General features: G+C 45.1%; 1 protein-coding gene. It reads left to right on the top strand.

Translation table 11 applies throughout. The features are described from left to right. Nucleotides 1-1,161: elongation factor Tu (gene tuf, locus ACFIKI_RS08350; RefSeq protein ID WP_375666748.1), on the top strand; the 1,161-nt coding region annotated here is incomplete at its 5' end. Nucleotide 1,162 lies beyond the last annotated feature (1 nt).

Raw genomic sequence — 1,162 nt, 5'->3', positions numbered from 1 at the left:
TTTGAACGAACGAAACCGCATGTTAATATTGGTACGATTGGTCACGTTGATCATGGGAAGACCTCGTTGACAGCAGCGATTACGAAGTATTTTGGTGAATTTAAAGCCTATGACCAAATTGATGCTGCCCCGGAGGAACGCGCACGTGGAATTACTATTTCTACAGCCCACGTTGAGTATGAAACGGAAAATCGTCACTATGCGCACGTTGATTGTCCAGGACACGCTGATTATGTGAAAAACATGATCACAGGGGCGGCACAGATGGATGGTGCTATTTTGGTTGTTTCAGCAGCTGATGGCCCAATGCCTCAGACACGTGAGCATATTTTGCTTGCACGTCAGGTTGGTGTTCCAGCAATTGTTGTTTTTCTTAATAAAGTTGATCAAGTTGATGATGCAGAACTTTTGGAGCTTGTAGAGCTTGAGGTTCGGGAGCTTTTATCCAAGTATGATTTCCCGGGCGATGATATCCCAATTGTTAAGGGTTCTGCGTTGGCAGCCCTTGAAGATAAGGATAAGAGCATTGGTGAAGATGCCGTTCGTCTTTTAATGAGTGAAGTTGACAATTATATTCCAACCCCTGAACGTCCTGTTGATCAACCATTTTTGATGCCGATAGAGGATGTATTTTCGATTTCGGGTCGTGGAACGGTTGTTACGGGTCGTGTTGAGCGTGGTGTTATAAAAGTTGGAGAGGAAATCGAGATTATCGGTATTCGTCCAACGTCTAAGACAACGGTTACGGGCGTTGAAATGTTCCGCAAGCTTTTGGATCAAGGTCAGGCGGGTGATAATATTGGAGCATTACTACGTGGAGTTGATCGTGAAGGGATTGAGCGTGGTCAAGTATTGGCGAAGCCCGGATCTGTTACGCCTCATACACGGTTTAAAGCAGAGGCTTACATCTTGACGAAAGATGAAGGAGGACGTCATACGCCCTTTTTTACGAATTATCGTCCTCAGTTTTACTTCCGTACAACGGATGTTACAGGGATTGTTACGCTTCCAGAAGGAACGGAAATGGTTATGCCCGGTGACAATGTTGCCATGGATGTTTCGTTGATCGTTCCGATAGCGATGGAAGAGAAACTTCGCTTTGCTATTCGTGAAGGTGGTCGTACTGTTGGTGCCGGTATCGTCTCTAAGATCATTGAATAAA

It is taken from the genome of Bartonella sp. TT121SHDZB (assembly GCF_042193415.1).
Lineage (GTDB): Bacteria > Pseudomonadota > Alphaproteobacteria > Rhizobiales > Rhizobiaceae > Bartonella.
Note: the sequence above shows the minus strand (reverse complement) of the source record. Positions and strands in the feature narration are given on the sequence as shown.